Raw genomic sequence first — 18,089 nt, 5'->3', positions numbered from 1 at the left:
TCGGGCGCGGGATGGACTGTTCGTACTTCGACGCCGGCGTGTGCCGCTCGTGCACGCTGATGGGTGTGCCGTACTCCGAGCAGCTGGAGGGCAAGGATCGACTCGCCCGCGACCTGCTCGCGCCGTTCGGCGACGCGTCGTGGCTGCCGCCGGTGGCCAGCGCCGAGTCGGGTTACCGCAACAAGGCGAAGATGGTCATCGGCGGCACCGCCGACGCCCCCACGATCGGCATCCTCGACGAGGCCGGACGCGGAGTGGACCTGCGTGAGTGCGGCATCTGCGCGCCCGGCATCCGCGCCGCGCTGCCGGTGCTGGCCCGGTTCATCGGACGGCAGCGGCTGGAGCCGTACAGCGTCCCGGACCGGCGCGGCGAGCTGAAGTTCGTGCTCGTCACCGAATCCCCCGACGGCGAGTTGATGGTGCGGTTCGTCGCGCGCACCGACGCGACGGTGGAGCGCGTGCGCGCCGGCCTGCCCTGGCTGCTCGCCGAGCTGCCCGCCGCGCGGGTCGTGACCGTCAACCTCCAGCCCGAGCACAAGGCGGTCGTCGAGGGCGAGACGGATGTCGTGCTCACCCGCGACTCCGCGCTGCCGATGCGGATGGGGCCGGTGTCGCTGCGCCTGCGGCCGCAGAGCTTCTTCCAGACCAACACCGCCGTCGCGACGGAGCTTTACGCGCAGGTCGCGGGCTGGGTGGACGAGGTCTCCCCGCCTCCGTGTGGGATCTCTACTGCGGCGTCGGCGGCTTCGCCCTGCACGTGGCCGCGCCCGGTCGCCGCGTCGTCGGTGTCGAGACCAGCCGGGAGGCGGTCCGCAGCGCGCGGGCCAGCGCCTCCGCGGCGGGGCTTCCCCAGGTGGCGTTCCGGTCGGGCGACGCGACGGCGTTCGCGCTCGGGGCCGCCACCGCGCCCGAACTGGTCATCGTCAATCCGCCGCGTCGCGGCATCGGGGCCGAGCTGTCCGGCTGGCTGGAGGACTCCGGCGTGCCGAGCGTCGTCTACTCCAGCTGCAACCCGAAGAGCCTGGCGACGGACCTCGCCCGGATGACCTCGTACCGCATCCGCGCCGGCCGCGTGCTCGACATGTTCCCGCAGACCGGGCACATGGAGGTGGCGGTCCTGCTCGAGCGGCGCTGACCTGCGCTCAGCCGTTCCGGCGGACCCAGCGGAAGGTGAGGCGGCAGCCGATCAGTCCGACGACCAGCCAGATGGACAGCACGACGGCGATCCAGCCCAGCTGCCATCCACCGCTCGGCTCGGACGCCGCGAAGCTGTCGGGCAGGAAGACGCTGCGCATCCCCTGTGCGATCCACTTCAGCGGGAAGATCGACGCGACGTTCTGCAGCCAGGCGGGAAGCACGTCGAACGGGATGTAGACGCCCGAGATGAACTGCAGGATGAGCACGATCGGGATGATCACCGCCGTCGCGCTGCGGCCGGTGCGCGGCACCGCCGACAGCGCGATCCCGAGCACCGCGGAGGTGACGATCCCGAGCAGGTAGATCCAGGCGAACCGCAGCCAGAGGTCCGGTTCGGTGGGGAGGGTGACCCCGAACGCGAGCCGGGCGACGACGAGGAGCAGGGCGATCTGAAGCACGCTGGTCGCGAGCACCTGGCCCATCTTGCCGGTGAAGTAGGACAGCACCGGCAGCGGCGTCCCGCCCAGGCGCTTCAGCGTCCCGTCGCTCTTCTCGCCCGCGATGTCGACGGCGAGGTTCTGCACGCCCGACAGCAGGATGCCGGCGGCGATCATCCCGGGGAGGTAGTAGGCGGCCCGGGTGATGCCGCCCGACCCGTCCGGGTTCGCGCCCACGTTGCCGAGCCCCTGGAAGGCGACGGAGAAGATCCCGAGCATGACGACCGGGAACAGGAAGGTGAAGAAGATGGTGTCCGGCTGGCGGAAGTAGACCAGGGTCTCGTAGCGGGCGCGCTCCAGCCCGAGGGACGCGGCGCTCACGTGCCCACCTCGGCCGGCGCCTCCGCCTCGCGGACGAGGTCGAAGTAGATGTCCTCCAGACTGGGCCGGATGACCTCGAGCTCGCGCGGCTCGCCGTCGGCCTCGCCGACCAGCCGCGCTACGAGGGAGGCCGGGCGCTCGCTGCGCTCGGACTGCAGCGCGCCGTCCCTGTCGCGCCAGCGCACGATCGGGATGCGGGCAGCGACTCCGCCGAGCTCGCCGACCGGCCCCATCGCGACGAGGCGGCCGGCGGCGATGACGGCCGCCCGGTCGCTCAGCTGCGCGGCCTCGTCGAGGTAGTGCGTGGTGAGCAGGATGGTGGTGCCCTCGCGCTTGAGCTGACGGATCAGCTCCCAGAACTGCCGCCGCGCCTCGGGGTCGAACCCGGTGGTGGGCTCGTCGAGGAAGAGCAGCTGGGGGCGGCCGATCACGCCGAGCGCCACATCCAGCCGCCGCCGCTGGCCGCCGGAGAGGTTGCGGACGCGCGTCTTCGCCTTCTCGGTGAGGCCGACGGCGGCGATGACCTCGTCCACATCGCGCGGCGCCGGGTAGAAGCGGGCGAAGTGGGTCAGCTGCTCGCGCACGCTGACGTTCGCCGCCTCGGCGCTGGTCTGCAGCACCATGCCGAGCCGCGACTTCCACGCCGTGCCGCCGGTCGCCGGGTCGACGCCGAGCACCGACACCTCTCCCGAGGTGCGGTCGCGATACCCCTCGAGGATTTCGATGGTGGTGCTCTTGCCCGCGCCGTTCGGACCGAGGAGCGCGAACGTCTCCCCGCGGGCGATGTCGAAGTCGACGCCGCGGACCGCCTCGACGGCCCCGTAGGACTTCGTCAGCCCGCGGACCGAGACGGCCGGATCACTGCTCACCGGGTCAGTATCGCAGCGAGCGCCGCATCCCGCACAGGTTCCGGGACGCGACGCTCACTGTGAATCGCCGGTGATGATCCTCGGATCAGCTCGCGGCGGACTCGCGCTTCGGCAGCTTCCAGCCCGGGCGCACGAAGTGGCAGGTGTAGCCCCACGGGATGCGCTCCAGGTAGTCCTGGTGCTCCGGCTCGGCCTCCCAGAAGGGTCCGGCCGCGGTCACCTCGGTGACGACCTTGCCGGGCCAGAGGCCGGAGGCGTCGACGTCGGCGATGGTGTCCTCGGCGATCCGGCGCTGCTCGTCGTCCTCGTAGAAGATGGCGGAGCGGTAGCTGGTGCCGATGTCGTTGCCCTGGCGGTTCTTCGTCGAGGGGTCGTGGATCTGGAAGAAGAACTCGAGGAGGTCGCGGTAGCTGGTCTTCTCGGGGTCGTACTCGATCTCGATCGCCTCGGCGTGGGTGCCGTGGTTGCGGTAGGTGGCGTTGGGGACGTCACCGCCGGTGTAGCCGACGCGGGTGTCGGTCACGCCGGGGAGCTTGCGGATGAGGTCCTGCATGCCCCAGAAACAACCTCCGGCGAGGATGGCCTTCTCAGTCATAGTCGTGTCCTTCGTTACTTGTTCTCGAAAAGATGGGTGTACTGGCCGTAGCCGGCCTCGTCGAGCTCGTCGAGCGGGATGAAGCGCATGGCCGCGGAGTTGATGCAGTAGCGCAGCCCGCCGGCCTCGGCCGGGCCGTCGTCGAACAGGTGGCCGAGGTGGCTGTCACCGTGAGCGGAGCGGACCTCGGTGCGGATCATCCCGTACGTGCGGTCGGTCTTCTCGACGATGTTGCCGGGCTCGACCGGGATGGTGAAGCTCGGCCATCCCGAACGGCTGTCGTACTTGTTGACGGACGCGAAAAGCGGCTCCCCCGACACGATGTCGACGTACAGACCCTCGTCGTGGTTGTCCCAGTACTTGTTGCGGAACGCCGGCTCCGTGGCGGCCTCCTGGGTGACCGCGTACTGCTGCGGCGTCAGCCGGCTCACGGCCTCCGGGCTCTTGCGGTAGTCCTGTGTCACGTTTCCTCCTTGCGCGGCGCGCTGGCTGCTGCGCCGTCAGTAGATGGAACACGGTTGGTGCCCCGGTTGGTCCCGCTGTTCCTGTGAGTTCGCCGAGTGCGCGAGGGCTAGACGCAGCGCGCGGGCGGGCCCTAGCCTGGCGCCGTTCCGAGAGCGTCATCCCACCCGTTCACAGCACCGAGCGAAGGAACCCCATGGCACTCCCCACCATCGTCCTCGTCCACGGAGCGTGGGCGGACGCGTCGAGCTGGAATCCCGTCATCACCGACCTCCGCGACCGCGGCTTCACCGTGCTCGCCCCGCCGAACCACCTCCGCAACGCCGCCGACGACGGGGCGTACATCGCCGCGTTCCTGCAGCAGCGCACCGAAGGACCCGTCGTGCTCGTCGGGCATTCGTACGGCGGCGCGGTCATCAGCGCCGGCGGCGCGCACGGCGGCGACGTGCGCGCGCTCGTCTACGTCGATGCCTTCCTGCCCGACGAGGGCGAGACGGTGTTCAGTCTGCTCGGCGGCTCCGGCTCGGTGTTCGACGTGCCCGACCCGTCGACCGTGTTCGACCTGATCGGCATTCCGGGCGCCGCGGAGGGCAACCCGGACGTGTTCCTCAAGCCGGCCACCGTGCACGCGTCGTTCGCGCAGGACCTCGAGGTGGAGGCGCGCGACCAGATCGTCGCGGGCCAGCGGCCGATCGCCCTCGCCGCGAACACCACGCCCGCCCCGGCTCCCGCCTGGCGCGAGCGGCCGGTATGGGCTGTCGTCGGCACCGAGGACAAGGTGATCCCGCCCGCGCTGCAGCGCCGGATGGCCGAGCGCGCCGAGGCGGTCGTCGTCGAGACGCCGTCCAGCCATGTCTCGATGCTGTCGGCGCCGGATGTCGCGGCCGGCGCGATCGTCGCGGCGGCGGAGTCGGTCTCCTAGCCCTCCGCCGGCCGCGCCTCATGGCCCGGCTCGCCGTGGGTCCGCCGATCCTCCTTCATCTCCGCCTCGAAGAGGTGACGGCGGCCCCCGGCGAGCCGGTAGCGGGCATCCTTCTCCAGCTCGCGGAACAGGGCGTAGTAGCCGTCGTCGAAGTCCTCGACGATCTGGAACGTCCACCGGCCCTCGATCACGTTGCGGCCCACCAGCTCGCGGTCGATGCGGTCGGCGAGCTCGGTGTGGCCGGCGTCCCGCAGCGACTCGACGGCCTCGCCGAGGGTCAGGTCCGCCTTGCCGGTCAGCCGGTGGAACCCGTACAGGAACCCACGGGCCTGCTCCATCACCTCCAGCGCCTCCGACAGCTTCCCCAGCGCCTCCACCGTGGCGTCGTCGAGCCCGTCCGGGCGGCGGTGGGCGGCGTCGGGTCCGTCGGCGGGGGCGGCTTCCGGGGCGGCGTCCTGACCGGTCATCGGTCCTCCTTCGGTGCTTTCGCAGTGTCCGGGATATCGGCGGGGTCGACCGCGACGGGTTCGCCCTCGGGCGACCGGATGATGGGGATGGCGTCGGTGAACTGCTGCGCGCGCTGCTCGCCCTCCGGCGTGCCGCTGAAGAGCCGGCCCTCGTCCTCGCTCCGCGCCCGCAGCGGCCGCTCCTGGGGCTCCGGCTTCTCCACCAGCTCGACCCGCTGCCGCGGGAGCGACGCGGGCGAGTAGCGCTGCATCCAGTCGATGAGGCGTTCGCGGATGAGGCAGCGCAGGTCGAACAGGGTCGGGGCGTCCTTCGCCGTCACCAGGACGCGGACGCGGACGAAGCCGCCGACGGCGTCCGTCACCTGCAGGATGCCCGTGCGGTGATCCCACAGGTCGGTGCCGGCCAGGACGCGGTTGAGCTCGGCGCGCATCCCGCCGGTCGAGACGCGCCAGTCGAGGTCGAACTCCACGGAGCCCAGCAGCTCGCTGTGCTGGCGGGTCCAGTTCTCGAACGGCTTGGTCGTGAAGTAGGTCGACGGCAGCACCAGCCGCCGGTCGTCCCAGACGTGCACGACGACGTAGGTGAGGGTGATCTCCTCGATCGTGCCCCACTGCTCCTCCACCACCACGACGTCGTCGATCCGGATGGCGTCGGAGAAGGCGAGCTGGATGCCGGCGAACAGGTTGGCGAGGCTCGACTGGGCCGCGACACCGGCGATGATGCCGATGATGCCGGCCGAGGCCAGCAGGCTCGCACCGGCCGCCTGCAGCGCGGGGAAGGTGAGCAGAATGGCGCCGAGGCCGATGACGACGGCGGCGACGACGGTCAGCCGGCGCAGGATGAGCACCTGCGTGCGCACGCGCCGCGCGTACCGGTTGTCGGGCACGTCGAGGCGGTAGCGGGCGAGCCCCAGGTCCTCCACGAAGATGACGAGCGCGGCGGCGAACCAGGTGCCGGTCGCGATCGTCAGGATGAGGAACGCGTGGTGGATGCCACTGCGCCACGCCGCGGTGGTGTCCGGCGGCAGCGTCACCGTCACCGCGATCCACAGGACGACGACCAGCAGGAACAGCCGGAACGGCAGTCGCGAGCGCCGGATGAGGAGGGCAGGCCACTCCCGCCTCCGTCCGATCAGCCGCAGGATCAGGGCGAGGAGCGCGGTGACCGCCACGGCGACGACCAGGGCCAGGAAGCAGGCGACGGCCAGGGCGGGCCAGCTGCGCAGGGGGACACGGGTCGGCGGACTCCTCGGGTCGGTTCGCTTCGGCAGTGTACGCGCGACGGGCCCGGGCCTCGACCCGGCCTCGCATGCGCGGTGAACCGGGACTAGCCTGGCCATTCGGGCGGAGGTCCCTCCCGGAACGTGAAGGAGCGGTGATGGCAGCGACACGGACACTCTTCATCGGAGGGACGGGCGTCATCAGCTCGGCCTGCGTGGCGGAGGCGCTGGAGCAGGGTCACGAGGTCACGGTGGTGAACCGCGGCAACAGCTCGACGCGTCCCCTGCCCGACGGCGTCGAGGTGCTGCACGCCGACGTCCGCGACCCGGAGAGCGTCCACCGCGTCCTCGGCGAACGCAGCTTCGACGTGGCGGCGGAGTTCCTGTCGTTCACCCCGGAGCACATCCGGACCGACCTCGGGCTGTTCGAGGGCCGGGTGGGTCAGTTCGTGTTCATCAGCTCGGCGTCGGCCTACCAGAAGCCGCCATCGCGCGTACCGGTCACCGAGTCCACTCCCCTGCGCAACCCGTTCTGGCAGTACTCGCGCGACAAGATCGCCTGCGAGGACCTGCTGATGGAGGCGTACCGCGACCGCGGCTTCCCGGTCACGATCGTGCGCCCCTCCCACACCTACGACCGCACGTTGATCCCGACGACGGGGCACTGGACCGACCTCGCGCGGATGCGGCGCGGCGCGCCCGTGGTCGTGCACGGCGACGGCACCAGCCGGTGGACGATCACGCACAACACCGACTTCGCCGTCGGCTTCGTCGGCCTGCTCGGACGCCCGGAGGCCGTCGGCGACAACTTCCACATCACGGGCGACGAGGCCCCCACCTGGGACCGGATCTACTGCGACCTCGCGGAAGCGCTGGGGGTCGAGGCCGAGCTGGTGCACGTCGCGAGCGAGTCGATCGCCGCCGTCATCCCGGAGGCCGGCCCCGGGCTCCTCGGGGACAAGGCCCACTCCATGCACTTCGACAACAGCAAGGTGAAGGCCCTGGTGCCCGGCTTCCAGCCGAAGGTGCCCTTCGCGCGCGGCGCCGGCGAGATCGTGGAGTGGTTCCTCGCCGACGCCGAGCGCCAGAAGGTCGACCCGGACCTGGATGCGGCGTTCGACCGGCTGGTCGACCACGCGCGCGCCTTCGCCGCAGTATCCGTCTGATCCCCTCCCAGCACTTTCCACCATCAAGAGAAAGAAACAGGAGCTTTACTATAAAGAAACTTTCCTGATACATTCTCCGGCAAGGATCGTTCCAACGAAGGGATGAGGATGGCCGGACCTGTACGCGGCACCCCCGGGTGGCTGCGCGAGACCAACGACCGCACCGCGCTGTCGCTGCTGCTCGAGCACGGTGTCCTCACCCGCTCCCGCATTGGCGAACTCTCCGGGCTCTCCAAGCCGACCGCCGCCCAGATGGTGGCGCGACTCGAGACGGCGGGCCTCATCCACGTTGTCGGCGAGGTCTCCGGCGGCCGCGGGCCCAACGCCGCCAGCTACGCGGTGCGGACCGACCGGATGCTCGGCGTCGCGATCGATATCGACGCGGAGGCGATCCGCTCGACGGTCGTGGATGCGGCGGGAGCCGAGCGGCCGATCGCCGTCACCCCGCTCGCCGGACGCGCACCCGAGGAGGACATCCGCCTCGCCGTCGACGCGGCCTGCGCGGCCTCGGACGCCGACCCGCAGCGCGTCGGCGCGGTCTGCATCGGCGTGCAGGGCGCGCTCGACCCGCGCACCGACGAGCTCACGTACATCGAGACGCTGCCCGGCTGGCCCAAGCAGGGCATCCGGCGCCGCCTCTCCGAAGCGCTCGGGATCGCCGTGCACATCGACAACGACGTGAACCTCGCAGCGCTCGCCGAACGCACCGACGGCGCCGGCCGCGACACGGGCGGGTTCGCCCTGCTCTGGCTCGACGAAGGCCTCGGCCTGTCGGTGGACCAGGGCGGCAGCGTCCACCGCGGCGCGTCGGGAGGCGCGGGCGAGATCGGCTACCTGCCCATCCCCCGCTCCGCCGCCGAACTGGATGCGGACGCCCGCGACCTGCAGGACCTCATCGGAGGCCCGGCGGTCGCCCGGCTCGCCGCCGCGCACGGGCCCGACCAGGACGCGTTCCTCCGCGAGCTCGCCCGCCGCGTCGCCGTCGGCGTCGTGCCGGTGCTCGCCCTCCTCGACCCCGAGCTCGTGGTGCTCGGCGGCGCGACCGGCCTGGCCGGCGGTCCGCGTCTCGCCGAACTCGTCACCGCCGAGCTCCGCCCCGCCTGGGGCGACCGCAGCGTCGTCGCGACCGGCGTCGCCGCCCATCCCGTGCTCCGCGGAGCCCGGGAACACCTCGCAGGCGTAGTGCGCGATGCGCTCTTCGCCGAGGTGTCGCGGATCGCACCGTAGCGACCGCGCACCGCACCATCCAGCACCGCACCACCCGGCACTGCACCATTCGGCACCACCCAACAGTGAGGGAGCCCCACCCGTGAAACACCGTCATCTCGTCGCCGCGGCCGCGATCACCGCCGCCGCCGCGCTCGCCCTCTCCGGATGCTCCGGAGGCTCCGGCGGCGCGAACTTCAGCGACAGCGCCCCGAAGGACCTGAGCGGCACCGTGTCGTTCTGGCACTTCTTCTCCGACCGGGAGGCGAAGGTCATCCAGTCGGTCGTCGACGACTTCGAGAAGAAGTACCCGAAGATCAAGGTCGACGTGCACTCCGGCCAGGACGACGAGAAGCTGCAGAAGGCGATCGCCACCGGCAGCAAGGTCGACGTCGGCCTCTCGTACTCCACCGATATCGTCGGCAACTTCTGCTCGAACGGCGCATTCCGGAGCCTCAACAAGGTGATCGAGCGCGACGGCGTCGACCTGAGCCAGTTCTCCGACACCGTGAAGTCGTACACCGAGTACAAGGGCACCCGCTGCGCGATGCCGATGCTCGCCGACGTCTACGGCCTCTACTACAACAAGGATCTGCTCCAGGCCGCCGGCTACACGGCGCCGCCGAAGACGCTCACCGAGCTCGAGGCGATGGCCGAGAAGCTGACCACGCTCAACCCGGACGGCTCGATCAAGACCCTCGGCTTCAACCCGACCATGGGCTGGTACGAGAACTCGGCCGCGCACTACGGACCCGCCGCGGACGCCGAGTGGCTGAAGCCGGACGGCACCAGCGCGGTCGGCTCCAGCGAGGGCTGGAAGCAGCTGATGACCTGGCAGAAGGGCTTCGTCGACAAGATCGGCTGGGACAAGCTGAACGCCTTCACCTCCGGGCTCGGCCAGGAGTTCTCGGCCGACAACGCCTTCCAGACCGGCCAGGTCGCGATGAACCTCGACGGCGAGTACCGAACGGCGTTCATCGACGACCAGGCGAAGGGGCTCAACTACGGCACCGCACCCTTCCCGACGAGCGACGATCACACCGACCTCTACGGCGGCGGCTACATCACCGGCAACATCATGGGCATCTCGAAGGGCTCGAAGCAGCCCGAGCTCGCCTGGGCGCTCTTGAAGTACCTGAGCACCGACACGGACGCGGTCGTGAAGCTGGCCAACGGCCTGAAGAACGTGCCGACCACGAAGGACGCGCTGAACAGCCCGAAGCTGGAGGTGTCGGAGCAGTTCAAGACGTTCCTCGACATCGCCTCGGACAAGAACGTCCAGACCACGCCGCCGAGCCCGCTCGGCGCCGGCTACCAGCAGACCTTCGAGGACTACTGGAACAAGTACCAGAGCCAGGGCGGCGACCTGGATGCGGGACTGAAGACGGTCGACAAGCAGATCGACGACGCCCTCTCGCTGAGCACCGGGCCGTGATCGGAGCGTCATGACCGCGACCATCGATCGTGCGGGGCGGGCCACCGCCCGCCCCGCACGGCGGTCCGCCGCCCGGCGCCGCCGCAGCCTCGTCACGCTCGCCCTGCTCGCCCCGGCGCTGCTCGGCCTGTTGATCTTCTTCGTCTACCCGCTCATCGCGTCCGTGTACTACTCGTTCACGCGCTTCGACCTGGTCTCGGCGCCGGAGTGGATCGGCCTGCGCAACTACGAGTACCTGTTCACGCAGGACCCGAACGTGTGGCTGGCGACCCTCAACACGCTGTGGTTCGTCGTGATCTGGGTGCCCGTGAAGACGGCGTTCGCACTGCTCATCGCCGGCCTCCTCGCCCGGGCGCGCCGGGCATCCGGGTTCTGGCGGACGGTGTTCTACCTGCCGGCGCTCGTGCCGCCGGTGGCGAGCGTCGTCGCGTTCGTGTTCCTGTTCAATCCGGGGACCGGTCCGGTCAACCAGGTGCTCGCGTGGTTCGGCATCAAGGGCCCGCTGTGGTTCAACGACCCCGCGTGGTCGAAGCCGTCGCTCGTGCTGCTCGGCATCTGGGTGATGGGCGACGTCATGATCATCTTCCTGGCCGCGCTGCTGGATGTGCCGCGCGAGCAGTACGAGGCCGCATCGCTCGACGGAGCGGGCGGGCTGCAGAAGCTGCGCTACGTCACCCTGCCGTCGATCAGCCCCGTGCTGCTGTTCGCGGCGGTCACCGGGGTGATCGCCGCCATCCAGTACTTCACGGAGGCGGCGGTCGCGTCCTCCGTCGCGTCTGGCAAGGCGGTGGTCGGCCAGGGAATCTCGACCAACCTCGGCTACCCCGACGGCTCGCTGCTGACGTACACGCAATGGCTCTACGTGCGCGGCTTCGGCACCTACCAGCTGGGCTACGCCTCGGCGCTCGCGGTGCTGCTGTTCGTCGTCGCGGCCGTCATCCTCGTCCTGCTGCTCCGCCGCTTCAAGGCGTTCACCCCGGAAGGCGCGCAATGACCTCCGCCACCCTCTCCCCCGGCACGACGACGAACAGTCGTCCGCCCACGAGCCGCCGCATCCCCACTCCGCGCTCGCTGCGCACCCGCAGCATCCTGGGCTGGATCGCGGAGCACACGGTGCTGGTGCTGCTCGCCGTGCTGTTCATCGCGCCGGTCGTGTTCGTCTTCCTGACCTCGCTGATGTCGAGTGAGCAGACGCTGACGGCGTCGCTGTGGCCGCAGCCGTTCCACTGGGACAACTACGTGAAGGTGTTCACCACCGTCCCGCTCGCGCAGTGGTTCGCCAACTCGGCGCTGTACGCGGTGCTCGCCACGGCGTTCATGCTGGTGTCGAGCGTCCCGGCCGCCTACGCGCTCGCGAAGATCCGCTTCCGCGGCTCGGGCGTGCTGTTCACGGTCATCATCATCGCGATGCTGCTGCCGCCGCAGGTGACGGCCATCCCGATCTACGTGATGTGGTCGCAGCTCGGGCTCACCGGGACGCTGTGGCCGCTCATCCTGCCGAACCTGCTGGGCGACGCGTTCTCGATCTTCCTGCTGCGGCAGTTCTTCCTGACCATCCCGAGCGAGTACTCCGACGCCGCCCGCATCGACGGCAACGGCGAGTTCGGCGTGCTCTGGCGGGTGGTCATCCCGATGGCGAAGCCGGGCATCGCGGCCACCGCGATCTTCCTGTTCTTCGCCTCCTGGAACGACTACTACGGACCCCTGCTGTACACGTCCGAGAACCCGGCCGCCTGGCCGGTCGCCTACGGGCTCGCGTCGTTCCGCGGCGTGCACGGCACCGACTGGGGACTGACCATGGCGATGACGATGCTCGTCACCGTGCCCGTCGTCCTGATCTTCTTCTTCGCCCAACGCGTGTTCGTCGAGGGCATCACACTCACCGGCGTGAAGGGATAGACCACGTGAAACTCACCGTCGTCGGAGGCGGCTCCACCTACACCCCCGAGCTCATCGACGGGTTCGCCCGGCTGCGCGCCGTGCTCCCGATCGAGGAGCTGTGGCTGGTCGACCCGGATCCCGACCGGCTGCGGCTGGTCGGCGGGATGAGCGAGCGGATGTTCCGCGCGGCCGGCCACACCGGGCGCGTGGTACCGACCTCCGACCTGGTCGCCGGCGTCGCGGACGCGGACGTCGTGCTCATCCAACTCCGCGTCGGCGGGCAGGCCGCACGGCACGGAGACGAGACCTGGCCGCACGAGTGCGGCTGCATCGGGCAGGAGACCACCGGCCCCGGCGGGTTCGCCAAGGCGCTGCGCACCGTGCCCGTCGTGCTGCGCGTCGCCGAGGAGGTGCGCCGGCACGCGAAGCCGGACGCCTGGATCGTCGACTTCACCAACCCGGTCGGCATCGTCACCCGTGCGCTGCTCCAGGAGGGCCACCGCGCGGTGGGGCTGTGCAACGTCGCGATCGGTTTCCAGCGCCGGTTCGCCGGGATGCTGGGGGTCGCGCCCTCGCAGGTGCAGCTCGGGCACGTCGGGCTCAACCACCTGACCTGGGAGCGGTCGGTGCTGGTGACCGACGACTCTGGAACCCGGGACGCGCTGCCCGGCCTCCTCGACGCGCGGCTCGAGCAGCTGGCGGAGGAGATCGAGCTGCCGGCGTCGCTGCTGCGGCTGCTCGGCGATGTGCCGAGCTATTACCTGCGCTACTACTACGCCCACGACGAGGTGCTGCGCGAGCAGCTGGACTCCCCACCCGCGCCGAGGCGGTGCAACGCGTCGAGCGCGAGCTGCTGGAGCTGTACGGCGACCCGTCCGTCGACACCAAGCCCGAGCAGCTGAGCCAGCGCGGCGGCGCCTTCTATTCGGAGGCCGCGGTCGACCTCATCGCGTCGCTCACCGGCGATCGCGGCGACGTCCAGGTCGTGAACCTCCGCAACGAGGGGACGCTGCCCTTCCTCCCGGACGACCATGTCATCGAGGTGCCCGCGACGGTGGACGCGCGCGGCGTGACCGCGCTGCCGGTCGAGCCGCTGCCCGCCGACCATGCGGGCCTGATCGCGCACGTCGCCGGCTACGAGCGCCTTGCGCTCGAGGCGGCGGTGCACGGCGGCCGCGACCGGGTGCTGCGGGCGATGCTCGCGCATCCCCTCGTCGGCCAGTACGACAAGGCGGAACGGCTCACCGACCTGCTCATCGCGCACAACCGGGACCACTTGGCGTGGGCGCGATGAGCGGCGATACGACGACCGGTCCCATCGTCGTGGCGGTGGACGGCGGCGGCTCGAAGACCGACGCCGTCGCCCTGTCGCTCGACGGCACCGTGCTCGCCGAGGCGCGCGCAGGCACCTCCAGCCCGCACGTGCTCGGGATGGACGGAGCGGTGGCGCTGGTCGGCGACCTGATCCGCGAGCTGCTGGCCGCGACCGGCCCGCGGCCGCTCGCCGCCGCGAACCTGTACCTCTCCGGGCTCGACCTGCCCGCCGAGATCGCGGACTTCCGTGAGCGGATCGTCGGCACGCCCTGGGCGGACGCGACGATCGACAACGACCTGTTCGCCCTGCTCCGCGCGGGGACCGGCGAACCGGATGCGGTGGCCGTGGTCTGCGGCACGGGCATCAACTGCGTGGGCGTCCGCTCCGACGGCGCCGTCGTCCGCTACGCGTCGCTCGGCACCATCTCCGGCGACTGGGGCGGCGGGTGGCACCTCGGCGAGCGCGCCCTCTGGTACGCCGCGCGGGCGGTCGACGGACGCGGCCAGCCGACCGTTCTCGCCGAGGCGGTCCCGGCGGCGCTGGGGCTTCCGAGCGTGCAGGCGGTGATCGAGGCCATCCACTTCGGACGGCTGGCGAGCAGCGAGCTGTCGCGCCTGTCGCCGATCGTGTTCGCCTGCGCGCGGGACGGCGACGCCATCGCCGCCGGGCTGATCGACGAGCAGGCGGAGGAGATCGCGACGATGGCGGTCACGACGTTGCGGCGCCTCGACCTGCTCGGCCGCGCGGTGCCCGTCGTGCTCGGCGGCGGCGTGATCGGCAGCCGGGACGAGCGCCTGCTCGGGACGGTCGAGCGGCTGCTCGCCGAGCGCGCGCCCCTGGCGCGGATGGAGCTCGTGACGGCGGCGCCCATCCTCGGTGCTGCGCTCCTCGCGCTCGAATCGGCCGGGGCGTCCGCCGACGCCGTGGAGACCGCGAGGAGCACCCTGACGGAGCGGCCCGCCGCGGTGGTTCACTAGTCGTATCGAGTACGACTACGCCGGCCAACGCGCGCGGATGGTCGAGGAACAGCTCGCCCGCCGCGGGATCGGGGATCAGCGGGTCCTCGATGCGATGCGGCGCGTGCCCCGGCACCTGTTCGTGGAGGCGACCGCCGCGCCGTACGCGTACGAGGACCATCCCATGCCCATCGGCGACGGGCAGACGATCTCACAGCCGTACATCGTCGCGCTGATGCTGGAGGCGGCGCGCATCGGTCCGGAGGACGCGGTGCTGGATGTCGGCACCGGCTCGGGCTACGCCGCCGCGATCGCCGCGGTGCTGGCCCACCGCGTGGTCAGCATCGAGCGGCATCCCGACCTCGCGGTCGGTGCGGCGGCGACGCTCGAGGCGCTGGGCTACCGGGTGGACGTGGTGACCGGCGACGGGACGCTCGGCTGGCCTCCGGGCGCGCCGTACGATGCGATCGTCGCGGCGGCGACCGGTCCGTCCGTCCCGCCGTCGTGGTGGGATCAGCTCGCTCCGGGCGGCCGGATCGTCATGCCCGTCGGCCGCCCCGGACGCGCGCAGCGCCTGGCGCTCTTCCAGCGCGACGACGCCGGGACGCCGCACGAGACCAACCTCGGCGGCGTCGCCTTCGTCCCCCTCCTCGGCGAGCACGGCTGGCCCGCCTGACCCTTGGTGTCAGGCGGCGGCGAGGGCGGGGGTGCGCAGGCCGGCCAGCAGGGCGGCGAGCTGACCCTCCGGAGCGTGGACGTCCTCGGGGTGCCACTGCACGGCGAGCACGGGCGCATCGCGGTGCTCGACCGCCTCGACGTGGCCGTCGTGCGAGCGGGCGGTGACGACGAGGCCGTCGCCGAGCGCGTCCACCGCCTGATGGTGGGCGCTGCGCACCTCGACGGTCGGCTCGCCCAGCAGCTCGGCGACGCGGCTGTCGTGCTCGACGTCCACCGTGTGCGTGGTCAGCACCTGCGGGATGGGGACGCCGCGGTTGACGTGTCCGCACTCCTCGCCGAGGTCCTGCACTAGGGTGCCGCCGAGGGCGACGTTGACGATCTGCAGGCCGCGGCAGATGCCGAGCAGCGGCGTGCGGCGGTCGATCGCCGCGCGGGCGAGCGCGAGCTGGGCCGCATCCGCGATGGGAAGGTGGCGTGACTCGTTCGGGTAGCCGGTCTCGGCGCCATAGAAGCCGGGGTGGATGTCCTCCCCGCCGACGATCACGATCGCGTCGGCCGCGGCGGTGGCGGCGAGCAGCGCCTCCGTGCCGGCGTCGGCCGCGAGACGGTCGACCGTCCAGCCCTGGGCGCCGGCCTCGGCGAGGACGTTGCCGACGAGGAGCTGCACGTAGTCGTGGTACGCCGGGTCGTGCGCGCGGAGGCGGGTCGCCTCGACGACGGCCAGGACGGGCTGCACGGACATGCGCTCCTCCTCTCGACCGGGACCACTCCATCCCAGCAGGCGACCCCGCCGGCCGCATCCCCGCCCGTAACAGGCCGAAACCTTCACAGTGTCCGGGTGCCCGAATAGACTCGGTTGCATCCCAGCCGGACCCGAGAGAGTGGGTGGATGTTGCGACGTCTGCTGAGCCGGGCCGTGCTCGTTCTGGGGCTCGCCGCCGGGTCGCTGACGCTCGCCGCCTCCCCCGCGGTCGCGACCGACCCGGTCGATCTCGGCCCCAGCCACGTCGTCGACCAGTCGCAGGTGCTGAGCAGCGCCGACGAGGCGCGCATCACCGAGGCCGCGAAGAAGCTGTACGACCAGGACCGCATCGACCTGTTCGTCGCCTTCGTCCCGCGGTTCACCAACCCGACCGAGGCGGCGGACTGGGCCAACGAGACGGCCGCGCGCAACGGGCTCGGTCAGCGGGACTACCTGCTCGCCGTGTCCACGGACGGCCGCACCTATTACCTCTCCGGCGACGACGACGGTCCGGTGAGCGCCGACCAGCTCGACAGCATCGAGCAGAACGACATCGAGCCGAAGCTGAAGGCGAACGACTGGACCGGCGCGGCCGTGTCGGCAGCGCAGGGGCTCGGCGACGCGGTCGGCGGCGGAGCCGGCGGAGCCGTGTTCTTCTGGGTGTTCCTGATCGGCGTGATCGTCATCGGCGTCGTCGTGTTCGTGCTGGTGCGGTCCCGCAATTCCCGCAAGAAGCAGGCGGCGACCGGGCCGGCCACCCCGCAGAGCGAACTGCAGACCATCCCGCTGGACGAGCTGGAACGCCGCGCCGGGTCGGCCCTGGTGCAGACGGACGACGCCATCCGCACCAGCGAGGAGGAGCTGGGCTTCGCGACCGCGCAGTACGGCGCGGACGCGGTGGTGCCGTTCCAGGCCGCGCTCGACCAGGCGAAGGCGCAGCTGCGGGAGGCGTTCACCCTCAAGCAGCGCCTGGACGACGCCGAGCCGGACACCGACGAGCAGCGGCGCGAGTGGAACATCCGCATCGTCCAGCTCTGCGGCGCCGCCAACCAGGCGCTGGACGCCCAGGCGGATGCGTTCGACGAGCTGCGGGCGCTGGAGAAGCGCATCCCGGAGGCGTCGGCCGAGATCCAGACCCAGGCGGCGGCGCTGCGGCAGCGGCTGACCACCACGACCGCGACGCTGGATGGACTCGCCCAGCGGTACACGGACGCGTCGCTCGCGACCGTGGCCGACAACGTCCAGCAGGCGACGCAGCGCCTCGATTTCACCGACACGGCGCTGGCCGGGGCCGCGCAGAAGGCGGCGGCCGGACAGGCCGGTGCGGCGGCGGTCGGCGTGCGCGCGGCCGAGGAGTCTGCCGACCAGGCCGGGCTGCTGCTGGACGCGGTCGACCGCCTCGGCGCCGACCTGGCGGCCGCGCAGCAGTCGCTCGACACCACGCTCGCCGAGCTCCGCAGCGACCTGGCCGAGGCCAAGGCCCTCGCCGCCGCGGACGACCCGGGCGGCACCATCGCGGCGACCGTCGCCGGCACCGAGCAGACGGTGACCGACGTGCAGGCGAAGATCGCCGCCGGTCGCGTGAACCCGCTGGAGCTGGCGCAGCGTCTGGACGCGGCCAACCGATCCATCGACGGCGTGCTTCAAGGCGTCCGGGATGCGCGGGCGCAGGCGCAGCGCGCAGCCTCGGCTCTGCAGCAGACGCTCCTCACCGCGAAGGCCCGCGTCTCGGCATGCGAGGACTTCATCACCGCCCGCCGCGGCGCGGTCGGCCCCGAGGCCCGGACCCGGCTCGCCGAGGCCGGGCGACTCGTCGTGCAGGCCGAGCAGACGGCGCCGACCGACGCGGTCTCCGCCCTCGCGCTGGCCCAGCGGGCCGCGCAGCTCGCCGACGAGGCGACCCAGCTCGCGCAGCAGGACGTGGGCGGGTTCTCGCCGCAGATGGGTGGAGGCCTCGGGGATGTCTTCGGCGGCGGCACGTCCGGCCGCGGCGGCGGAAGCGGCACCATGGGCGCGATCCTCGGCGGCATCCTCATCGACTCGGTGCTGCGGGGCGGCATGGGCGGCGGAGGCGGCAGCTGGGGAGGCGGCGGTGGCGGCTTCGGCGGCTGGGGCGGCGGAGGCGGCGGCGGTCGCAGCGGCGGGGGCGGCGGCTTCAGCGCGGGCAGCTTCGGCGGAGGCGGGACCCGCAGCCGGCGCGGCGGCGGACGGTTCTGACCG

The 18,089-nt window shown here is 71.6% G+C and carries 16 protein-coding genes and 2 pseudogenes; 11 read left to right on the top strand and 7 right to left on the bottom strand.

Going from position 1 to position 18,089, the window contains the following annotated elements:
- Positions 1–11 precede the first annotated feature (11 nt).
- A pseudogene (gene rlmC / locus ACRAWB_RS02595) lies at positions 12–1,135 on the top strand (23S rRNA (uracil(747)-C(5))-methyltransferase RlmC).
- 7 nt (positions 1,136–1,142) lie between these two features.
- Here rlmC and ACRAWB_RS02590 read toward each other — a convergent pair.
- The 4 genes from ACRAWB_RS02590 to msrB all read right to left on the bottom strand — a co-directional run bounded on the left by ACRAWB_RS02590 (position 1,143) and on the right by msrB (position 3,883).
- Positions 1,143–1,955 carry an ABC transporter permease gene (locus ACRAWB_RS02590; RefSeq protein WP_431351924.1) on the bottom strand — a complete coding sequence of 271 codons (813 nt, stop codon included), beginning with the start codon at positions 1,953–1,955 and terminating at the stop codon, positions 1,143–1,145.
- A complete protein-coding gene (locus tag ACRAWB_RS02585) occupies positions 1,952–2,824 on the bottom strand; it encodes an ABC transporter ATP-binding protein (protein ID WP_431351923.1) in 873 nt (290 codons plus the stop codon). Before ACRAWB_RS02585 ends, ACRAWB_RS02590 begins: the two co-directional genes overlap by 4 nt.
- Positions 2,825–2,909: 85 nt before the next feature.
- Positions 2,910–3,419: a peptide-methionine (S)-S-oxide reductase MsrA gene (msrA, locus tag ACRAWB_RS02580; RefSeq protein ID WP_064111397.1), complete on the bottom strand. Its 510-nt coding sequence runs from the start codon at positions 3,417–3,419 to the stop codon at positions 2,910–2,912.
- 14 nt (positions 3,420–3,433) lie between these two features.
- Positions 3,434–3,883, bottom strand: coding sequence for a peptide-methionine (R)-S-oxide reductase MsrB (gene msrB / locus ACRAWB_RS02575; RefSeq protein ID WP_431351922.1), 450 nt, complete (start codon positions 3,881–3,883; stop codon positions 3,434–3,436).
- 194 nt (positions 3,884–4,077) lie between these two features.
- On the opposite strand from msrB, the gene ACRAWB_RS02570 reads away from it, so the two are divergent.
- Positions 4,078–4,803 carry an alpha/beta fold hydrolase gene (locus ACRAWB_RS02570; protein WP_431351921.1) on the top strand — a complete coding sequence of 242 codons (726 nt, stop codon included), beginning with the start codon at positions 4,078–4,080 and terminating at the stop codon, positions 4,801–4,803.
- Here the strand turns inward: ACRAWB_RS02570 and ACRAWB_RS02565 are convergent.
- Together ACRAWB_RS02565 and ACRAWB_RS02560 are read right to left on the bottom strand one after the other, a co-directional pair.
- Positions 4,800–5,270: a hypothetical protein gene (locus tag ACRAWB_RS02565; protein WP_431351920.1), complete on the bottom strand. Its 471-nt coding sequence runs from the start codon at positions 5,268–5,270 to the stop codon at positions 4,800–4,802. The two genes, ACRAWB_RS02570 and ACRAWB_RS02565, sit on opposite strands and share 4 nt — an antisense overlap.
- On the bottom strand, positions 5,267–6,442 hold the full coding sequence (locus ACRAWB_RS02560) for a mechanosensitive ion channel family protein (RefSeq protein ID WP_431351919.1): 1,176 nt from the start codon (positions 6,440–6,442) through the stop codon (positions 5,267–5,269). Before ACRAWB_RS02560 ends, ACRAWB_RS02565 begins: the two co-directional genes overlap by 4 nt.
- A gap of 206 nt (positions 6,443–6,648) precedes the next feature.
- On the opposite strand from ACRAWB_RS02560, the gene ACRAWB_RS02555 reads away from it, so the two are divergent.
- The 8 genes and pseudogenes from ACRAWB_RS02555 (at position 6,649) to ACRAWB_RS02520 (ending at position 15,125) form a co-directional block, all read left to right on the top strand.
- Positions 6,649–7,656 carry an SDR family oxidoreductase gene (locus tag ACRAWB_RS02555; protein ID WP_431351918.1) on the top strand — a complete coding sequence of 336 codons (1,008 nt, stop codon included), beginning with the start codon at positions 6,649–6,651 and terminating at the stop codon, positions 7,654–7,656.
- A 108-nt stretch (positions 7,657–7,764) separates the two neighbouring features.
- Positions 7,765–8,883: an ROK family transcriptional regulator gene (locus tag ACRAWB_RS02550; RefSeq protein ID WP_431351917.1), complete on the top strand. Its 1,119-nt coding sequence runs from the start codon at positions 7,765–7,767 to the stop codon at positions 8,881–8,883.
- An 82-nt stretch (positions 8,884–8,965) separates the two neighbouring features.
- On the top strand, positions 8,966–10,297 hold the full coding sequence (locus ACRAWB_RS02545) for an ABC transporter substrate-binding protein (RefSeq protein ID WP_431351916.1): 1,332 nt from the start codon (positions 8,966–8,968) through the stop codon (positions 10,295–10,297).
- A gap of 10 nt (positions 10,298–10,307) precedes the next feature.
- Positions 10,308–11,291 (top strand): carbohydrate ABC transporter permease, encoded by a 984-nt coding sequence (locus ACRAWB_RS02540; RefSeq protein WP_431351915.1) that lies wholly within the window; start codon positions 10,308–10,310, stop codon positions 11,289–11,291.
- Complete coding sequence (locus tag ACRAWB_RS02535; protein WP_431351914.1) at positions 11,288–12,196, top strand: carbohydrate ABC transporter permease; 909 nt, start codon at positions 11,288–11,290, stop codon at positions 12,194–12,196. Before ACRAWB_RS02540 ends, ACRAWB_RS02535 begins: the two co-directional genes overlap by 4 nt.
- Positions 12,197–12,201: 5 nt before the next feature.
- Positions 12,202–13,472, top strand: a pseudogene (locus tag ACRAWB_RS02530) (6-phospho-beta-glucosidase).
- Entirely contained in the window at positions 13,469–14,470 is a 1,002-nt protein-coding gene (locus ACRAWB_RS02525; protein WP_431351913.1) for an N-acetylglucosamine kinase, read from the top strand. The pseudogene ACRAWB_RS02530 and the gene ACRAWB_RS02525 overlap by 4 nt, the downstream one beginning before the upstream one ends.
- 37 nt (positions 14,471–14,507) lie before the next feature.
- Positions 14,508–15,125, top strand: a complete 618-nt coding sequence (locus ACRAWB_RS02520; RefSeq protein ID WP_431351912.1) for a protein-L-isoaspartate(D-aspartate) O-methyltransferase — start codon at positions 14,508–14,510, stop codon at positions 15,123–15,125.
- A gap of 9 nt (positions 15,126–15,134) precedes the next feature.
- Here ACRAWB_RS02520 and ACRAWB_RS02515 read toward each other — a convergent pair whose 3' ends face one another.
- The gene (locus ACRAWB_RS02515) at positions 15,135–15,869 is read right to left on the bottom strand and encodes a gamma-glutamyl-gamma-aminobutyrate hydrolase family protein (RefSeq protein WP_431351911.1); all 735 of its coding nucleotides are present in this window, start codon (positions 15,867–15,869) and stop codon (positions 15,135–15,137) included.
- Between the two features lie 147 nt (positions 15,870–16,016).
- Here ACRAWB_RS02515 and ACRAWB_RS02510 point away from each other — a divergent pair, with 147 nt between their 5' ends.
- On the top strand, positions 16,017–18,086 hold the full coding sequence (locus ACRAWB_RS02510) for a TPM domain-containing protein (protein ID WP_431351910.1): 2,070 nt from the start codon (positions 16,017–16,019) through the stop codon (positions 18,084–18,086).
- Positions 18,087–18,089: the final 3 nt, after the last annotated feature.

The sequence above is a fragment of the Leifsonia poae genome, from assembly GCF_050632865.1.
Lineage (GTDB): Bacteria > Actinomycetota > Actinomycetes > Actinomycetales > Microbacteriaceae > Leifsonia > Leifsonia poae_B.
This window is presented reverse-complemented; position numbering and strand designations above follow the sequence as displayed.

What these genes read in the sequence shown, in the direction of transcription:
- msrA (WP_064111397.1), bottom strand. Translation starts at nt 3,419, where the DNA reads ATGACTGAGAAGGCCATCCTCGCCGGAGGTTGTTTCTGGGGCATGCAG.
- ACRAWB_RS02570 (WP_431351921.1), top strand. Translation starts at nt 4,078, where the DNA reads ATGGCACTCCCCACCATCGTCCTCGTCCACGGAGCGTGGGCGGACGCG.
- ACRAWB_RS02565 (WP_431351920.1), bottom strand. Translation starts at nt 5,270, where the DNA reads ATGACCGGTCAGGACGCCGCCCCGGAAGCCGCCCCCGCCGACGGACCC.
- ACRAWB_RS02555 (WP_431351918.1), top strand. Translation starts at nt 6,649, where the DNA reads ATGGCAGCGACACGGACACTCTTCATCGGAGGGACGGGCGTCATCAGC.
- ACRAWB_RS02550 (WP_431351917.1), top strand. Translation starts at nt 7,765, where the DNA reads ATGGCCGGACCTGTACGCGGCACCCCCGGGTGGCTGCGCGAGACCAAC.
- ACRAWB_RS02540 (WP_431351915.1), top strand. Translation starts at nt 10,308, where the DNA reads ATGACCGCGACCATCGATCGTGCGGGGCGGGCCACCGCCCGCCCCGCA.
- ACRAWB_RS02535 (WP_431351914.1), top strand. Translation starts at nt 11,288, where the DNA reads ATGACCTCCGCCACCCTCTCCCCCGGCACGACGACGAACAGTCGTCCG.
- ACRAWB_RS02525 (WP_431351913.1), top strand. Translation starts at nt 13,469, where the DNA reads ATGAGCGGCGATACGACGACCGGTCCCATCGTCGTGGCGGTGGACGGC.
- ACRAWB_RS02520 (WP_431351912.1), top strand. Translation starts at nt 14,508, where the DNA reads ATGGTCGAGGAACAGCTCGCCCGCCGCGGGATCGGGGATCAGCGGGTC.
- ACRAWB_RS02515 (WP_431351911.1), bottom strand. Translation starts at nt 15,869, where the DNA reads ATGTCCGTGCAGCCCGTCCTGGCCGTCGTCGAGGCGACCCGCCTCCGC.
- ACRAWB_RS02510 (WP_431351910.1), top strand. Translation starts at nt 16,017, where the DNA reads ATGTTGCGACGTCTGCTGAGCCGGGCCGTGCTCGTTCTGGGGCTCGCC.